Source organism: Nocardia aurea, from assembly GCF_003123685.1.
Lineage (GTDB): Bacteria > Actinomycetota > Actinomycetes > Mycobacteriales > Mycobacteriaceae > Nocardia > Nocardia aurea.
Window position 1 is genome coordinate 15,583 of record NZ_QCYJ01000033.1, and the last position, 17,743, is coordinate 33,325.

16 protein-coding genes are annotated in these 17,743 nt (G+C 68.4%); 15 read left to right on the forward strand and 1 reads right to left on the reverse strand.

The genetic code is table 11. The annotated features are described in order from the left end of the window. Positions 1–792 precede the first annotated feature (792 nt). The 9 genes from DAT37_RS11970 to DAT37_RS12010 all read left to right on the forward strand — a co-directional run bounded on the left by DAT37_RS11970 (position 793) and on the right by DAT37_RS12010 (position 11,120). Positions 793–2,049, forward strand: a complete 1,257-nt coding sequence (locus tag DAT37_RS11970) for a cutinase family protein (protein ID WP_109524847.1) — start codon at positions 793–795, stop codon at positions 2,047–2,049. Further along, positions 2,046–3,467 (forward strand): MFS transporter, encoded by a 1,422-nt coding sequence (locus tag DAT37_RS11975; RefSeq protein WP_109524848.1) that lies wholly within the window; start codon positions 2,046–2,048, stop codon positions 3,465–3,467. Before DAT37_RS11970 ends, DAT37_RS11975 begins: the two co-directional genes overlap by 4 nt. Before the next feature lie 370 nt (positions 3,468–3,837). Beyond that, positions 3,838–4,140: a hypothetical protein gene (locus DAT37_RS44065; protein ID WP_157978430.1), complete on the forward strand. Its 303-nt coding sequence runs from the start codon at positions 3,838–3,840 to the stop codon at positions 4,138–4,140. Further along, positions 4,137–5,228 (forward strand): GAF domain-containing protein, encoded by a 1,092-nt coding sequence (locus DAT37_RS11985; protein WP_109524850.1) that lies wholly within the window; start codon positions 4,137–4,139, stop codon positions 5,226–5,228. Before DAT37_RS44065 ends, DAT37_RS11985 begins: the two co-directional genes overlap by 4 nt. A 158-nt stretch (positions 5,229–5,386) precedes the next feature. Next, entirely contained in the window at positions 5,387–6,907 is a 1,521-nt protein-coding gene (locus tag DAT37_RS11990) for a flavin-containing monooxygenase (RefSeq protein WP_109524851.1), read from the forward strand. Further along, positions 6,904–8,238 carry an NAD(P)/FAD-dependent oxidoreductase gene (locus DAT37_RS11995; RefSeq protein WP_198654205.1) on the forward strand — a complete coding sequence of 445 codons (1,335 nt, stop codon included), beginning with the start codon at positions 6,904–6,906 and terminating at the stop codon, positions 8,236–8,238. The genes DAT37_RS11990 and DAT37_RS11995 overlap by 4 nt, the downstream gene beginning before the upstream one ends. 6 nt (positions 8,239–8,244) lie before the next feature. Further along, positions 8,245–9,519 carry an oxygenase MpaB family protein gene (locus DAT37_RS12000; protein ID WP_109524852.1) on the forward strand — a complete coding sequence of 425 codons (1,275 nt, stop codon included), beginning with the start codon at positions 8,245–8,247 and terminating at the stop codon, positions 9,517–9,519. After that, complete coding sequence (locus DAT37_RS12005) at positions 9,510–10,562, forward strand: porin PorA family protein (RefSeq protein ID WP_157978431.1); 1,053 nt, start codon at positions 9,510–9,512, stop codon at positions 10,560–10,562. The genes DAT37_RS12000 and DAT37_RS12005 overlap by 10 nt, the downstream gene beginning before the upstream one ends. A gap of 288 nt (positions 10,563–10,850) precedes the next feature. Further along, positions 10,851–11,120, forward strand: coding sequence for a hypothetical protein (locus DAT37_RS12010; RefSeq protein WP_109524854.1), 270 nt, complete (start codon positions 10,851–10,853; stop codon positions 11,118–11,120). Positions 11,121–11,260: 140 nt separating this feature from the next. Here DAT37_RS12010 and DAT37_RS12015 read toward each other — a convergent pair whose 3' ends face one another. Further along, complete coding sequence (locus tag DAT37_RS12015; RefSeq protein ID WP_157978432.1) at positions 11,261–11,776, reverse strand: MmpS family transport accessory protein; 516 nt, start codon at positions 11,774–11,776, stop codon at positions 11,261–11,263. 661 nt (positions 11,777–12,437) lie between these two features. Between DAT37_RS12015 and DAT37_RS12020 the strand changes: the two genes are divergently transcribed. Genes DAT37_RS12020 through DAT37_RS12045 form a run of 6 tightly spaced genes read left to right on the forward strand, consistent with a single transcriptional unit; the run spans position 12,438 to position 17,740 of the window. Then, positions 12,438–13,451, forward strand: coding sequence for a hypothetical protein (locus tag DAT37_RS12020; protein WP_109524856.1), 1,014 nt, complete (start codon positions 12,438–12,440; stop codon positions 13,449–13,451). Continuing rightward, complete coding sequence (locus tag DAT37_RS12025) at positions 13,435–14,406, forward strand: hypothetical protein (protein ID WP_157978433.1); 972 nt, start codon at positions 13,435–13,437, stop codon at positions 14,404–14,406. Before DAT37_RS12020 ends, DAT37_RS12025 begins: the two co-directional genes overlap by 17 nt. Positions 14,407–14,432: 26 nt before the next feature. Continuing rightward, positions 14,433–15,896, forward strand: a complete 1,464-nt coding sequence (locus DAT37_RS12030) for a cutinase family protein (protein ID WP_157978434.1) — start codon at positions 14,433–14,435, stop codon at positions 15,894–15,896. Further along, entirely contained in the window at positions 15,893–16,729 is an 837-nt protein-coding gene (locus DAT37_RS12035) for a hypothetical protein (RefSeq protein ID WP_109524859.1), read from the forward strand. The genes DAT37_RS12030 and DAT37_RS12035 overlap by 4 nt, the downstream gene beginning before the upstream one ends. Before the next feature lie 13 nt (positions 16,730–16,742). After that, complete coding sequence (locus DAT37_RS12040) at positions 16,743–17,450, forward strand: DUF6668 family protein (RefSeq protein ID WP_232839697.1); 708 nt, start codon at positions 16,743–16,745, stop codon at positions 17,448–17,450. Next, positions 17,447–17,740 (forward strand): hypothetical protein, encoded by a 294-nt coding sequence (locus DAT37_RS12045; RefSeq protein WP_109524860.1) that lies wholly within the window; start codon positions 17,447–17,449, stop codon positions 17,738–17,740. Before DAT37_RS12040 ends, DAT37_RS12045 begins: the two co-directional genes overlap by 4 nt. Positions 17,741–17,743: the final 3 nt, after the last annotated feature.

The window sequence follows — 17,743 nt, forward strand, 5'->3', positions numbered from 1 at the left end:
TGGAAACACCCCCATAGTGGGGGACTCGGAGGGGGGAAACACACCCGCGGCGGGTGTGTTTATGCGCGGATCAATTGTTTTCGGGTGCGCGTGTATTGAATGCACCCAATTTGGGGGGATTGTGGGCGTTGACAGCGCGGAGGTCCTGTCCAAGACTGCTATCTAGCTTCAATCGTTCGCCGCGAGTCCGATATTCGGGGCAGATCATGGACGTGGAGCTCGTAATTCGGGACAGTCGACAAGGGTGCGCTTCGGAGGGGTTCGACGGCGCTTCTGGTCAATTCACATCGCCGATGTAGGCGCGACTCTGTGGCACCTATCTGGATTGTGGACGGTTCCCGACGACATCTCGACGGGGCCTCTCGTGGGCTGGGTCCGAAATTTGCCGATGCGTGGTTTTCACGCTCGGTTTCTCGAAAGGAACACTGTCAATGGATGTTCTCGGCATTCTGTACGCCGGTTCCACGTTCGTCGCCAACGTGGTCTCTTCGATCGGGTGGGGCCTGACCATCCTGCGGAGCTTCGGCGTTCCCATCTGATCGATCGATCCCCCCCCTCGGCGCTCCTGGCGCCGTTCTCACAGCGTCGGCGCCGCCCGCGACATCACGCCAACCGGCGGCGTCGACGCTGTCCCCTTTCTTCGTCCGCGCGCACGGCTTGGTTCTGCGCGTCGACACCTTCGATGAGGAGTTCGTTCATGCGAGTACGAAACCCCCGAACAGCCCACGAGTCCGGCCCCGCCGAAATGTTTTTCGCCGCCGGTGCCTGCTCGGCGACGACGGTGGGCCCGCGATGAGCCGTCGTGATCGATCCCGCAGGTGTGTGCAGGTCGGTGCGTGGAGCGCGACCGCCGCAGCAGTGACCGCGGTGGCGCTCGTCGCCGCCGGGACGGGGACAGCAGCCGCGGATGCGGTGCCGTTGCCGGGATGCCCCGGACTGTTGGTGATCGGGGTGCAGGGCACGGGAGAGAGTTCGCCATCGGCGAGCCCGAGTCTGGATACGGGCATGTTGGGCACCATGTTCGGTCCGATGCTGACCGCCGGAGTCGATATCGACCGCGTCTACATCGGCTACCCCGCCAGTTTCGGCGGCGCGATCGGCACCGGACCCGGCACCGCCAGCTACGCCGACTCCATCGCCTTCGCCCGTGCCCGACTCGACGACACCGCCGCCGCCGCGGCCGCGCAGTGCCCGAACACGCGATTGGCGGTCGCGGGCTTCTCCCAAGGCGCCGGGGTGGTTTCGGACTTCGCCCAGGACGTCGGATCCGGTAACGGGCCGGTCCCGCCGGAGCGTGTCGCCGGTGTCGCACTGCTGAGCGACCCGACCCGACCCACCGGCCCGGACCCGATCCCGGGTCGACCCGGTCAGCACAGCCCGGACCCGGCCCCGGGCACCGACGGAGACGCCACAGCGGGAATCCACCTGAATCCGGTGCCGGGCAGCGGCGGAATCGCCAATACCGGAACCGATTTCGATGCCCTGGAAGGCCGCGTCGGTGAGTTCTGCGCGGCCGGTGACCTTGCCTGCGACGCCCCGCCCAACGCCGCAGCCCTACAGGCTGCTGCGGGGATCGCGGCCCAGTCCGACCTGCGTGACCCGATCGGGGCCGCCACTTCGATCACCGCATCGGTGCAGGAAACCGCAGCCGAAGCGAGCGCCCAGGTGATGCTCAACGACGTCACCGTCGAAGCCGGTCAGGTCAATTATGTTCCAGGACAGACGGTGTCACAGCGACTGGCGCAGGCCGCCGACCCCGGCACGGTCGCCGATCTCGCCGCCAGCGCGGCGGCCGCGGACAAGTCGGCCCAGGTGATGGCCGCGATCGCCGCGGACCCGCTCGGGCAGATCCCGCGCCTGGCCGGTCAGATCGGTGCCGCGATCGGCGCGGAACTGGCCGCCAACGCCGACATCCTCAACCCGGCCACCCTCACCCACTACGCCACGGTGATCACCAACCACACCGGCTACGGCGCCACCGGCGACACCGGCACCGCCGCAGACTGGTTCGCGGCCCTGTCTCAGGACCTCTCCGGTGGCGCGCCATGAGGTCGACATCCGAAAATGACGCTGTCACCGATGATTTCGTCGGGTTCAGTACGCGCGTCGTGGTGGTGGGGATCTCCAGTGTCGCGGTCTTCGTCGCCGCTGCCGACGCGGTCGTGTTGAGCCTGCCCGGCGCAGCGTTGGCACACGATCTGTCCGCGCCCGTGCATCAGGTGAGTTGGGCGGTGACCGCGTACGCGGTGGCGTTCCTGGCGTGGCTGGCCGTGGCCGTGGCGGTCGTGGCTCGCCAGGGCATACAACCGAGTCTGGTGACAGGGTTGATGGGGTTCGCGATCGCGTCCGGGGTGTGCGCGCTCGCTTCCACCAACCCGGTCTTGATCGGCGCACGTGCCGCCCAAGGGATGACCGCTGCGCTACTGGTCGCCGCCGCGACGGCCGCGGTGTCCTCGACGAGGCCCGCGCCGTCGCCGAAACACACAGCAACGATCCTGGCCGGTGCGGCTGTGGTGGCGGCGGTGATCGGACCCGCCGCAGGGGCGGTGGTGGTCGATTCTCTCGGGTGGCGGGCGCTGTTCGCGGTCAACGTGCCGGTGTGCATCGTGCTGAGTGTCGTGGCCGTGGCGGTACTGCCCGATCCGCGGCAGAACTGGTCCGCGCCGAGACCGGACTACCGAGGCGGGCTACTCCTGTCGGGCGCGATCACCGCGGTCGTCGCGGCAGCGTCGGGGGCACGACAGTGGCCGGGCCCGTTGTCGTGGCTGATCCTGCTGATCGGACTGTCCGCACTCGGCGTGGCCGTGCTCCGAACCATCCCCGCGACAACGCAGTCGGGGCCCGGACCGCGATGGTTGTTCCAGGCGGTCGCCGTGGCCAGCCCGGTGACGTTCGTTGCCGGTCTGGCTGGGTTCGGGTATCTGCTGGCGGCGTCACTGCTGATGACCGGCCCTGGTCACGTCAACTGGCTCGACGCGGCCGGATGTGGCGGAGCGGTAAGCGCGACCGCGATCCTCGCCTCGTTCCCGGCGAGCCGACACCCGCGATCCTCCAGCCTGATCGTGGCCGGTTTCACCGGCCTCGCCGCCGCAGCCGCTGGGCTCACGCTCGTCTACCCCGAAATTGTCGGCACCGCACCGCAGTGGTGGGCGTGGACGGTGTCGGTGGTCCTGATCGGTGTCGGCATCGGCGCCAGCGCCACGACCCTGGCTATGCTCGCCGACCTCGTCCCGGCCACCGACGACCCGGAATCCGGCGTACGGACAGGTGTCGTCGGGCAGATCTGTGGCGCGGCCGGTGCCGCGGGCCTTGGTGCCGCGTTGACCTGCGCTGATCTGCTCGATCTGACGTTTCCGTTCTGGGCGATCCTGGCCGCCACCCTCGCCACCGCCGGTGTCGTGATCGCCTTGATCCCGGTCCCCGGCCCGGCGCGCATCACCGCAGCAGCAGGGGAGGGGACCCCGTGACCACCACGCCGGAACATCGGCAGTGCTCGAGCGTCGAACGTTCTCGAGACTGCGGTCCTGTCCGGATCGGATCCGAATCGACCACCCGAGGGTGGGAAGGGCACCGGCGACCGGGGAAACGTGTACCGGTCACAACAGACAACCCTGTCGACTCGACGCGGCGAAGTAGTAGCCACACAGCGGAATTCACCGCAGTATCCGTGCCTTGCTGCGGATGTCGGGACCGATCACGCACGGTTGGCTGCTCTCTGCGAGGAACGAGAACCCGCCGCCGGTACCCCACACCCTCGACCACCGACCCTTTCGAACCCGCGGCCAGGGGACCGGAATCATCCGGCTCCCGGATGCCGCCGCGGGATCGGTGGTGGCGATGACCGCGCAGATCGTCGGGCTGCTGGGACTGGCAGTGGTCGTGATCAATTCCGCGATCGGACTGACCACCGACGGACCCGTCCGTGCGACGGTTCGCCGCGTCGACGACCCAGGAGCGGCAGCGATGATCTCGCACACCGTCGCATCGGTGGTCGCCGCAGGTAGCGGGTGGGGGGTGGTGGCCGCGAACCTCGCGCTGGTTGTCGCCGGACACCGCCCTCGGCCCGTCACTGATGCTTGTCCTCGCAGGCGCCTACGCGACCGCCGTCCTGCTCACGCGGGGCTGGCAGGGGAGCGATGACGGTGACGACGGAATCCGAACTCGCACGACCGAAGACCCGCGACGACGACCGCCCCGTGGTGCCGTGGGTGTTGCTCGAGACCTCCGGCGGTCCCGACACCTACCGGGTGATCGCCGAAGGTCCGCACCCGCGCCGCCGTACCCGCATCGAACGCACACGGATCGCCGGGAGCAGTGTGGTCGCTCGTCGGCTGCCGGCAGTAATCGCCGCTGCCATCGCCACCGGCCACCAAAAGTCCGTCACCGCGCCGCGCGCCTCGGGGTATCCGATGCGGATCACCGCCGTCCCGGTCACGGTCGGCACCGAGGTCTTGGCCGTCCAGGTGTGGGCCGGGGCCAGCACGACGCCGGTCCCGCCCAAACCGGCGGTAGGGACGGTGCTCTGGCCCGTCGATAGTCACGGGGTCGGTCTGACCTCGAGTGTGTTCGAGCGGATGATCGACAGCGACCGGGCCGCCGACGGGTGGCGGACCTTGCCGGACCTGACGCGCCACTTCGACCACATCGAGGACCGCAACGGCCTCCTCGGGCTGTTCGATGACACTGCCGAACCGCGTCAGTGGTCGGGCACCGTCGTCACCACAGGTTTGGTGACGCGTGCACGGCGCACATTGTTCGTCGCCGCGCACAGCGTCGGCGTCGGTGCGGCCCGGGTGGTGCGTGCAGTGGCTACCGATGTCAGCGTGGCGCATCCGCCCTCGCCGCCGCGGGTCTCGATCCGGCTGCTCCGTCGGTTGCCGGTGCGCGGCGGGCACGGTATCGGTGTCCTCGACCTGAAATCGGGTCTCGTCCATGAATGGGTCCATGCCGGCCCTGCCCCATTGCATCGGCTGGTGACCGAGATGGCCGTCGTGCATCCCGACGACCGGGCACAGTTGTGCGCGGCACGCACCGACCTGCTCACTGGGACCGACCACGCCCGCACGACCATCCGGATCCGGTTCGGCGTCGGCGTCGGCGGGCAGTGGATCACCGTGAACGCCACCTGGGTGGTCCTGACCCGTGACGGTGCACCGCAAGCCATGGTCGACCTGCAGCTCGCCGAGGTGTCGCGGCGTCCCCGCGCGGCGAAGGCGTTCGAGCAGTGACAGGCGCCCGAACAGCCGACCTCTTCGGGGCGCGGTGCAGGCAGAACCGTAGAGGTGGCGAGGGGTGCTGTCGCAGTGCGGGATTCGATCGACCGGGGGAATCACATTTGTCGCTGGCGTGGGTATCGACAGCACCCAAGATAAAGGAAACACCTCTCATGGATGCCCATCTCAGAGTCGCTGTCGTCGGCGCGGGATTCGGCGGAATCGGCATGGGCGTGGCACTGCTACGCCACGGAATCCGCAACATCGCGCTCTTCGACAAAGCTACCGAACTGGGCGGGGTGTGGCGTGACAACACCTACCCCGGCTGTAACTGCGATGTCCCCGCCCACCTCTACAGCTTCTCCTTCGCGCCCTACCGCGATCCGGCGGTGCGGTATCCGGGCCGACCCGAGATCCTCGCCTACCTCCGCGACGTGGTCGAGACGTTCGGGCTCACGCCCTACCTGCAACTGAACACCGCGATCATCGACGCCCGCTACGACGAACCCGGCAGCATCTGGCGGTTGACCACCTCGACCGGCCAGCGGTACACCGCCGACCACGTCGTCTTCGCCGTCGGCATGTTGCACCGACCGAAACTCCCCGTCATCGACGGCCTGGATGACTTCACCGGCCCGATCTTCCACACCGCCCGCTGGGACCACACCACCGACGTGACCGGACGCGATGTCGCCGTGATCGGCACCGGAGCCAGTGCCGTGCAAGCGATCCCGCGTCTAGCCGCGTCGGCGCGGCGGGTGACGGTGTATCAGCGGACCCCAAATTGGGTGCTGCCCAAACCGGGCTATGACTTCGGCGCGGTGACCCGATGGGCGTTGAAATATCTGCCAGGCGCGCACCGTGCCTATAGGTGGGCGGTCGCTGCGGCCGCGCAGACGGTGTTGTGGCCGGTCATGGTGCGCGGCTGGTCGAGACGACCGATCGAGCTGCTGGCCCGCGCGCACCTGCGCCGTCAGGTCCGCGACCGGACACTACGGCAGGCGCTGACGCCGTCGCATCCGCTCGGCGCGAAACGGATCCTGCTGTCCAACGACTACTTCCCGGCGCTGACCCGCGACAACGTCGAACTCGTCACCACGGGGATCGGGTCGATCTCCGAGAGCGCGATCCGGACCGTCGACGGCCTCACCCGACCGGCCGATGTCGTGGTGTGTGCCACGGGTTTCCGTGCCACCGAGTTCCTGGCCCCGATCCGGATCTGCGGTCGGGGCGGGCGGCTGCTGCAAGAACAGTGGGCAGACGGCGCGAAGGCGTATCTGGGGACAGCGGTGCCGGGGTTCCCGAACCTGTTCATGATCGCCGGACCCGACACCTTCAACTCCGCGGGCTCCAACATCGCGATCAAGGAATCACAGATCCGCATGATCCTCGCAGCGATGCGATGGTCCGCTGAATCCGGTGCGAAGGCGATCGAACCGTCGGCCGCCGCGATGGCCGAGCACCAGCAGTGGTTACGGCAAGCCATGGACCGCACCGTCTGGCCCGACGGGGGACCCAGCTGGTACCGCACCGAGCAGGGGCGCGTGGTCGCGCCGTGGCCCGGCACCGCCACCGAATTCGATCACGCGGCACGACGAGACCCGGCGACCGTGTTCGAGCCGGTTCCGGCGCGGCAGGTGGTTGCCTGCTCGGCGGCCGATGTTCGCCGCGACACGGAAGTGGTGTCGGCATGAGCACGAGCAAACCTGCGGGTCGGGGCACCGCGGTGGTCATCGGTGGCGGTATGGCAGGGACGTTGGCGGCGTGGGCATTACGCGGGCACGCGAGCCGGATCATCGTCATCGAACGTGACCACTACCCCGAAGGACCCCAGTTCCGGGCGGGCACCCCGCAAGCCCGCCACGCACACCTGCTCCTGGAAGCCGGACATCGCCTGCTCGAGCAGATGTTCCCCGGGATCCGCGACGAACTCGTGGCGGCGGGCGCGACCATGGTGCCGATGGCGACCGGGCTGCGCTGGCTCGGTCCGGCGGGGTGGATGGCCAGCCACGACGCCGATATCGCGTTCCTGTCCTGCACCCGCGCACTGCTCGACCACGTGATCGTGCAGCGGGTCCGCGCCGCACCATCAATCCATTTCGAGCAGGGCACCAACGTCGTCGGCCTGACAGGCGGCCCGTACGTGATCGACGGCGTGCGGACCGTGGCGCGCGGCACCGGAGTGCGCAGTGTGATCGACGCGGAAATGGTCATCGACGCCTCCGGACGTTCCTCGGCCCTGCCCCGATGGCTCAAGGAACTACGGTGCCCGCCGGTCGCGGAAGAACGCGTCGACCCCAACGTGATCTACCTGAGCCGCCTGTTCCACCGCGATCCCGACACCGACCCGGGATTCGGTGCCCTGTACCTGCAAACCCGAGCTCCCCTGCAGCGCGGAACCGGGTCGCTGTTACCTGTAGAAAACGGGCGATGGCTGTGCAGCCTCGGCAGCATGGCCGAAACCGAAAAGCTTTCCGGAGAACGTGGTTTCGACACGCTGCTGTCGCGGATGCGGGACCCGATCCTGCGGGAGACGATCGCCGGTCTGACTCCGGCGGGCGATATCCGAGGGTTCCGTCCCGGTGTCAGCGTTCGTCGACACTATCAACGCACTGCCCCCGACGGTCTGGTCGTGCTCGGTGATGCCGAGACCAACTTCAACCCCGTCTACGGGCAAGGAATGACCGCGGCGGCGTTCGGCGCGCACGCACTCCATGCCGCCGTCGCCGGGGTCGGCGGGATCGGTCACGACGCCGCGCGTGTGGCCCGCGCGCAAGTGGCGGCGGTGTCGCGGGACCCGTGGCTGATGTCGGCCGGTGAGGACGCCCGGTTCCCGCAGACCATCGGTGGCCCTTCCGGCGCGATGGCCCGCTGGCAGCACCGCTACCTCGACCGAGTCCTGTCCCACGCCACCCACGACCCCGCCGTCGCGGCCGCGTTTACCCGCGTGATGTCGCTGCTCGACCCACCCACCACGCTGCTGCGCCCCAGGGTGCTCGCTCCGGTCCTGCTCGGGATCAGGTGAAACCACATGAACGGTCCCGAGCAGGCGTTCGCGCATCCACCGATGGTGACAGCCGGACTGCTGGGTGTCGCGGCACGACGCCTGGCACCGGGCGACATTCGGGCCAGCGCCGAACAATGCGCGGCCTATCTGCGCTACACCCGCCGCGGTGACCCGCCCGCCGACGCGGTGATCGCGATGACACGCCGCCTGCCGGGCGGGCACGGGAGTCGAATGATCGACACCGCGATCGAGCAGGGCATCGACGCCGTGCCCGATCCGCCGCCCGAACTGGTCGCGTTCTTCGACTCGCTCGCCATGCCCTACTGGGTTGACACCGCCCAACTCGAGCTCGCCTCCCGGGTGACCGCGCGGACCGGTGCCGCGGGATTCACCGCGTTGACCATGGCATTGCTCGGCGGGTACCTCGCCTCCCGCGTCGCGAAGACCCTCGTGGCTTCCGGCGAACTCGAGCACATGGCACCACGACGACTCGCCGAGACCGCCGCCTGGTTCGCCCAGGTCACAGACCTCGGCGGACTACAACCCGACGCCCCCGGATATAAAGCCACGCTGCGGGTGCGGCTGGTGCACGCGAAGGTCCGCGCCGGTTTGGCCGCCACACCCGGCTGGGACTTGAACGCGTGGCATCACCCGCTCAACCAGTCTCAGCTGGCCGGTACGACAATGCTTTTCGCGTGGTCGTTGATCAACGGCAGTCGTGCGCTCGGCCTGAAATTCACGGCTCGGGAACGGGCGGCTGTCTACCATCAGTGGCGCTATACCGGGTTTCTGCTCGGCATAGACACAGCCATCTTACCTGTCGACGAAGCCGACGCCTGGAGACTCTGGTGGATCCAGGCACAGCTCGAGTTCGCAAACCCTGATCAGGATTCACAGCGACTCGCCCACGCCCTGATCCACGCTATCGGCCCGGTACTGGTGGGCAACAGCCGAGACCCGCTGTCACGGGCAGGACGAATCGCCGTGACCGAGGTCATGTCCGCCTACGCACGCCTGGTCCTGGGCAGTGACCACGCCGACTTCCTCCGGCTCCCCGACCGAAAAAGCGTGCAGGCCTTCGTCATCGCCGCCGCGATAGCCACCGCCGCGCTGGAATACCCGCGTCGCGTCCTGCCCGGCGCTACCCGATGCGCGGAGACGCTGGGGCGCCACGCGCGATCCGCACTCACGTGCCGCATGGCCACGACACAAGGACGCCGCACCGCCGCGCCGACCAACGGCGGCTACCGAGCCCATCCAGACACGTCGAACTCGAGAAGGACCAGAACATGCCCGTGAAACGATCCTCCATACTCCTCGCGGCGACCGGCATCGTGCTGCTCGGCGCCGCCACTGTCACACACTTCGCGGTGGCACCGTCCCTGACGAAGATCCCGGGCAGCCTCGACGACACCACCTCGTACGACGGGACCATGTCGATGCCGGACCCGGCCTCGCCGGGCAAGACCGTCGACCAGCCGATTGTGCTGGAACGTCGCGTACGAGCGGACTCCGTCGAAGGCAATACGGCGGTGATCACCCTCAGTACGGACGCCTACGCCGTGCCGAGAGACACCAACGCCGGTCCGCTCTCACGTGAGGTTCACCGGTACGCGGTGAACCGCGACGACTTCGGGCAGGCTGACCCGCCCTCCGGTGTCGAGGTCACCGATCAGCTCGGCGGCGCGGTGTTCGCCCTGCCCCGGAGCTTCGATCGACGCGACCACCGTCTCTTCGACGCCAATACCCGCCAAGCCGTCGCGCTGAACTACCTGTCCTCGGCCAGGATCAGTGGACGTTCGGCCGATACCTTCGGCGCCGAGAGCAGCGGCGCGGTCGCCGATCCCGCCCTGCTGGCGCAGTTGCGGGCCGGGTTCGGCTCCAAGGTCGGTACCGACGGAACATCGGTGCCGACCGCTGTCGCTGTGGCCATGGGAATCCCCACGGACCGCCTCGCCGGGTTCGACACGGCCGCTCCGGTCACCTACAGGGTGCACACCACCTGGCAGATCAGCGCCGACCGCGCCTTCGGGGTCGTGCTGGCCCTGACCCAAACGGTGCGGATCGACGCCGTCATCGGAGACGTCGCCGACCCGGTGTTGGTCACGACGCTGCAGAGGCTCGACGCTCACACCAGCGAGACGAGCATCGCCGACACCGCCGCCGCCCTCGACAGCAGCGCCACCAAACTCGCCCTGATCGAGCAATGGATTCCCTTCGCCGCGGCCCTCATCGGACTCGGACTGCTCGTCATCGCGATCCTCCGACGCACCCCGACGACCGCAACCCAAACCCCAGCCACCTCCGAGTCACCGCGCCACGTACCCGCCGACCTCCGGTGAACCCCGCGGCCCACTACTGGGCAGTGGGCCGCGCTCGCATCAACGGGTTCGGTCACGTCGAACCCGGCGCTGTAGCGACCGATTCGACTGCCCTCTGTCTCCGGCGGCCGGAATCAGTACATGCCTGAACCTGCCCTACGAAATAGCTGCTTGCAGCCCTGCCGGGGCGAACCCCATGATCCGAGGACACCGTGACAATCGCTCGACCGCACGCCGTGGCTACCGCGAGATTCCCACTGAATACCGGCTTTCGGCCCGCGCCGCGCGGGAGCCGAGCGGAGGTCCGCCATGCGAGATGAGTCCGGCCACGAGCAGCGTGGCATCCGGGAAAAGTCGAAGCCCGCACCGCGTCTGGTCTCCGGCACGGTCTCGGAGCTTCTGGACTTCTTCGGCAAATGCCCGCAGTGCGGATATTCCGCGACCGCGACCGAGTCGGTGTGCCGCTACGACAACGACAGGGTCGACTCCAAGGTCTACGTCACCTGCGCGCTGCCATGCGGCTGGGGCGCAATGGCCGCGCCGGGCACACGGGCCGTGCGGTCGACACCTCGGCCGTAGATGTGAACGACCGCAGGTCACGGCATCCCGCTACACACGGGTCGAGGTTTCCGCCGACATCCGCACCCGCGAGGCTACGTGCCGCACGACGGAACTATCGCGATCGCACGGCCGACGCGGCGCGTGGCACCAGGCCCCTGTCAGCCGATGCTGGCGCAGGTCGTCGTCGCGTACTGGCCGGTCGCCGACTTTTCGTCCCGGGGGACCCCATCGACGAAAATGCGGCAGGTGACCCAGGTTCCGGTCGTCGACGCGCCCAACCCCACGTTGGTGAGGGTGGTGGTGTTGAGGATTGTCTTGCGCCACGGGGCCACGGCGGGAACGTCCTGGATCAGGCGAGACACCTCGTCGGAGTAGGTGACCGAGTTCAACGCTGGCGCGTCGGAATCGATTTCGTAGACAACGGTTCTGCTCGGGCTGGTCGGCGCAGTGGTCGTCGGGGCCACGACGGTGGGGGATGACACTGCCGTCGTGGGGGTGATCGTGGACGATGCGGAAGCCGCGGCGGGTGTGGCCTGCTCTTGGCCTGTGTGGGTGGTGCAGCCACCCAGCATCAGCACGAGAACAGCGGCGCTGATCCACCGTGAGGACTTGCGGCGTATCGGCGACTCGCGCCGAATCTGGTGCTGCGTGAGGGCAGGGGTGGTCGCGGTCACGGGTCCTCCAGGAAAGATGGTCGGCTCCATATCGCCGTTCGCGCGGGAACGGGTCGGCCGATGCTGGCGATGTCGATGCACAATCCAAATTCGGCATCCGCCGATCGTTTATGTGGATTCCCCATGGGCGGTGCTGCCTCCAGGGGGTGAGAGGCAGCACCGCGTGCGAATCGCCTGGGGTATACCCCATACACGAGGGATGGGAAGGGGACCCGCACTCCGTAGCAGAAGGGGGGATTCTGCTGAGACCAAGATTTCCACGACCCGGTGATGCTGTCAATAAACTGAACTCCCCCAATTTGGGTGTATTTCGATCGAATTCCGATCGAAACACACCCGCTGCGGGTGTGTTTCGCGCTGTCCGGGCTTCTGTGCTGTGTCGCTGTTCACCGAACGCCGGTGACCTCGCCGAATGCTATTGCGCGAGCGCTGTTTGCGGAATATCGTGCATGGTGCGCCCATTGCGATGGGTTTCCCAGTGTCACGCCGGTAGCGGGCCTGGATGTAGCGCCGCACAGTCAGCAGAACTACTGACTCGCGGTATTCCGAATCGACGGTAGCCAGCAACGACATTCTCTTGTCGTGGACTGGTTCTGTCGCTGTTGTTCGGAATTGTGAAACCGATTCAGTGTCAACGGTCTACATCGAGGCGAGGAATCCGATGGCGAACGATCCCGACCTTCAGTGGCGGTGGTTGACAGAGAACACCGACGCCGACGACACGCGCACGTGGGAACGCATCGAATTGCTCATACGTGCAGCGGCTGTCGCGAGTCTGACCGAGGCGGAATTCGTCCGGCGACTACGCAGTGCCGGGGTGGCGGTATGGGCCAGCGGGTTCGATCACCGTGTGTCGGCCGGAGGCTATGTGGTGCAGGCACCGGTCGGTTCCGCAGATATCCGCCACGACGTCGCGATCGGATTGGATCTCGGGTTGGGGATGCTGCGCGAGCAGTGGGACCAAGGACCTCAGGCCGCTGTTGCTGCCCGCTGGCAGTGGCACGGCACCCGTATGCCGGGAGACTTCGACCGTGACCGGATCGCGTTGTCGCACCCGGTGATGTGGTCTCGGATGTTCAGCGACGCAGCACAATTCACCCACGAGCTCCGTCGGCTGCCGCCGGCGCGGGCAGCGTCGCAGTGGGCGTGGGCGTCCGCGCGCCTGTCGGGTGCTTTCGCGGCGTGGTCGATACGTGCCGAACCCGACCTGAACGGTCCTTTCGCGACCGCGGCGTTACAGCTGCGCTGGTCGGCGTCGGCACTGCAACCTGCCCAGGACCTGGTCGTGGGCCAGCGCCGCCGCGCGGCCCCCAACCTTTCCCGTGTCGCGTTCGGGCTGACGAATCTTGACCACAGCGCCGACGACCCGACCCGGACGTTGCTGCTGGTGATCCAACTGTGTGGCGCGCTGTTCGAGATCGGCAAAGCCCACCGCCGTCGCGGCGAACTCCCGCGCGCCGCAGCCCTCGAGCACGCCGCGGCGGGGTTGAACACCGTCTGCGAACAGCTCCACACCGACGCCTGCGCCACGGGACCGGAGGGCTCTCGAGCATCCGCGAGGCCGACTGCCGCGACCGCGCTACCCGCGATCTCCGGACCCGATGACGGCGATATCTCGAAACATATTCCCGCTCAACCGAAAACAGGACGAGGGACCGATGAGGAAACGACGTAGTTCTCTGCTCGCACTGGCGAGTCTGCCGATGCTGACAGTGTTGCTGGCCGCCCCGGTGCACGCCGAACAGCCCGGTCTGGATTCCCCGGGCAGCCAACCACAACAAGGACTGACCACACCCGCTCCCGCTCCCGCACCGGAAGCGGGGCAGGCTCCAGCGGCGGTCGATGTGCCGACCGTGGTCGACCTGATCCCGAACCCGCCGCGCCCGCAGCCGAAACAGCAGACCGTGCCGCAACCGCAGCGACAGGCCACCCCGCCGCCGGTCGCGCAGACCCCCGCACCGGCCGAACCCGAGGACACCGAACAGGCACCCGAGCCGCAGATGACCGAACCCGCTCCCGAAACGGCCCCGGCCGGTCCGGTTCCGCGTGTGCTGCGGGTGGGTACCGAGTCGGTGCCGGTGCCGGACTGGGTGCCGCCGGAGGTCCAGGCGGTGGGTCAGGACTTGGCGGACAAGGCCGAGTGGTGGGCCGCTGCCGGTTTCGACGCAGCCGGGTTCTCCACCGACGACTCCGACCGGCGCGCGGCCGCGACGATGGTCGGCGCGGCGGCGGGCGCCGTCACCGGCGCCGACGCCGCCGGGGCGGTCGGTGGCCTCGGTGGCTGCTTCGCCGGCATGGCGCTCGGTGGTGTCGCGGGTGCAGTGGTCGGTGGCGCGGTCTCCGGTGGCGTCGCCGCACCCTTGGGGGCATTCGTCGGCGGACTGGGCGGCTGCATCGCGGGCGCGGTCGTGATCGGCGTCCCCGCCATCGTCGCCGGAGGCGCGGTCGGAGCCGGTCTGGGCGCGGCGGCCGGTGCGGCACTGGGGCCCGGAGAGAACCTCGACGCTCCCGAACCGACCGACCCCGAATCCAGCGTGGAAGGCGACGCAGTCGAGCCCGCCCAGCAGGATTCTCCCGTCGTCGACCAGGTCGGTGACGGCACCGAAGCGGTCAGCGAGGACTGCACGTGAACCTCGGTGTGCGTGGGATCGGTGTGATGGCTGCGGCGTTCATGGTGAGCGTCGCAGCCACCACCGGCGGGTCGGTGTCGGTGGCACGCGGCGACCCGGCACCGCCGTGCCCTGTCCTGTTGGCGATCGGGGTGCAGGGCCCCGGCCAGGCGTCGGCCGACACCTCGAGCACCACCGACTCAGGGCTGCTCGGTGAGGTGTTGCGTCCCTTGTCGACCGCGCCCGACGGCACTGTCGAGCGTGTGTATGTCCGGTTCGCCGCCACTTTGAACGGTGTCGGCACCGACGGAGCCGGGCAGAGCCCGTATCAGCGCAGCATCTCGGTAGGCGTGACCGAATTGAACAGGGTCGCCGCAGAATTCGTGTCCCGGTGCCCGCAGGGACGGATCGCGGTCCTGGGCAACGCGCACGGCGCGCAGGTCGCCTCCCAGTTCGCCCATCAAGCCGGGCGCAGTGGCGCGGGCGTGCCCGCCGACAAGGTCGCGGCGGTGGTGCTGTTCGGCGACCCCGACCGGGACGCGAACACGCCACTGCTGCCGGGAGCGTCGGGCCGCAGCGTCCCGAACCCGGCACCTGGCACCACCGGTGCTGCGGTCACCGCGCTGGCGGGACTGGTCCAACAACCAGCCACCGGCGCGGGCATCAACACCGCCCGCGCAACAACCAGTAGTGGTTACGGGTCGTTGAGTGGTCGGGTCGCGAGTTTCTGCGCGGCGGGGGACCTGGCATGCGATACCCCGACCGACGCGCCGGTCCTGCGGGTCGTCGATAACATCCTGTCCACGGCCGAGGACTCCGGCGGTGACCCGTTGCGGGCGTTGGCCTCGATCACCCAAGCACTCGCGTTCACCGCGATCAAGACCGTGACCTCGGTGGTCAACAACGACGTCTCCGGGACTTCGCTGTCGTCGGTGTCGCTGTCGTCGCAGGCCTCCCTGGCGCAGCGGGTCGCCGAAGCCAGCGACCCCCGCACCCCACTCGACATCGACAACGTGATGAAAGCGGTCCTCAAGATCGGCACCATCGCCGTCAACGCCGTAGTCACAGTCGCGAAAACCGTTCTCACCCCCGCCAACATCACCGAAATCGCCGCAGCCGGTTTATCCAATCCCGCAGCTGGTTTGGCGGTGCTGGGCACCAAACTCCTCGGCGCACTCCCACAACTGGTGCCGCCCTCGACTGCGTCGCGACTTGTCGGACAAGCGTTCACGGCGGTGACCTCCACGGTCACCGACAACACCGGACTGATCGATACAGCGAACTGGGTCCGCTACAGCGACGCCCTCGCCTCGCGCGGCACCTACAAATCCGACCCCGTCACCGCGACCGGCCAGTCACCGGTCCACTACGCCACCGCTTGGCTCCAAGCCCTCACCGACGACCTGACCACAGGCATCACCACGACCGCGACATCGACCGTCAAACGGTCGGTCTCACCGTCGCCGACCGCGCCGAGCGCGACCACCACCCCGGCGCCGACGAGCCGATGACCACGACACCGGGACCACGACGAGCCGACACGGCGGCAGATCCGTTGCGTGCCAGCGACGAACGCGGCCCCGCGCCCACACCGGACCGAGACAACTCGGCACCCGGGGGCTACTACCACGAGCAGCAGTGGCAGGACTGGATCAATGCGACACCGCCGACGCGCGCGGCGTCCACCGAATCTCTCGACGGCGATGGTTGGGGTGCGGGCTACCTCCAGTGGCTGGACGCCCTGTCTGTCGCTGCCCCCTCGACCCGGTCAGAGCCGTCGCCGCCGAGCGAAACGCCTCCACAACGTTCATCACTGTCGCCGTGGATTCTCGGTATCTCCGCTGTCGTGCTGGTGGCCGTGCTCGTCGGTGGCGTGTTCTGGTTGGTTCCCGAGCGGGCGGGTCCGGATTCGGGGCGCGTGCCGACAGCGCTGGCTCCCACGGCGGTGACGCCCTCGAGCGCGCCACCAGCGCCCGCGTGGTGCGCCGACCTGGACAGTCCACAACGGTTGCGGGGCAACGGCGCCGGGTCGCCGGGATTCGCGCCGCAGGTGATCCTGGCCTTGGAATACGCCTACTACGTCACGCGCAGCGCGAACGCGGTGCGCGCACTGCTGTCCCCGGAAGGGCGTTTCGGCAGCGACGCCGAGATCCAAGCCGGGATCGACGCCGTCCCGGTCGGCACCGAGCACTGCGTGGAAATCACCCCCGCCGGTCCGGACAGGTGGGCCGCGGTGATCACCGAGAAACACCCCGACGCCAAGACCGTGATCCACACCCAAACCATCACCACCACCACTTCTCGTGAGGGCCGCGCGTTGATCGCCGCGGTCGAGATCGCCTGAGATGGCCGGGGCGATGAGCACCATGACCAGCACCGCGCACCCGAGCGACCCTGCCACCGCCACCGGACGACCACGCGTCCGGAAACGCGACGCGACGCGCGCGGTTCTCGCCCCATCGGCGGACCAGCGTGCACCGGTTTGGGATCGCCCGGTCCCGCTGGTGCACAACGCTACTGGTGACCCGCGACCGCCGCTGCTGTGGCTGCTCGGTGCACACGGGGGAGCGGGTGTCACGACGCTGGCACGGTTGCTGGCTCCGGCGGCGGACTGCGCTCGCCGCTGGCCCGCACCGGCGGCGGGGGAGTCCCCGTATGTGCTGGTCGTGGCCCGCGAGACCGCGATCGGGTTGGCCGCGGCCGACGCGCTGCTGCGCCAGCACCACGCCGGACTCGCCGGAGACAGCGAAGTGGTCGGATTGGTGACCGTGGCCGCGCGCCCGGGCCGAATGCCCGCCGGGATCCGCCGTGACCGCGACCTCTACAGCGGCCTGGTCGAACACCTGTGGCGCGTGGAGTGGCACGAAACCTGGATGCTGGCCCGCCACAGCGACCTACCCATCTGGCGTCCCGGCGATCCCGAACCTGCCAAATCCCGGCGAGACGACGAACTCGCCACGGCCCCAACAGATATCCGCACTCTCGGCGTGGACCTCGTCGAGGCGATCACCGCCCTGCACGCACGCCGGGTACGCGACGACGAAGGAGAGGAATACCCCTTATGAGCTGGTTACAGGCCGCCCTCGACCACGGCAGTGTGCTCGCCCAAGCCGAGACGCCGACTCCCGAAGCCCCACCGGGAGCGGAGGGACTACGCAAGCTCACACGCTATCTGGCGTGGCTGGTGATGCTCTCGGGAGTCGCGGCGATCGTCTTCGCCGGGGGAAAGTTCGCCTGGGAGAAGTGGCAGGGCGGGATGCTCGAGAGCCCCAAGATGGTGCTCGGCGCGCTGATCGGCGGCATCATCGCCACCAGCGCGGGCACGCTCATGAACCAGATCGTCCAGATCAACTAGCGG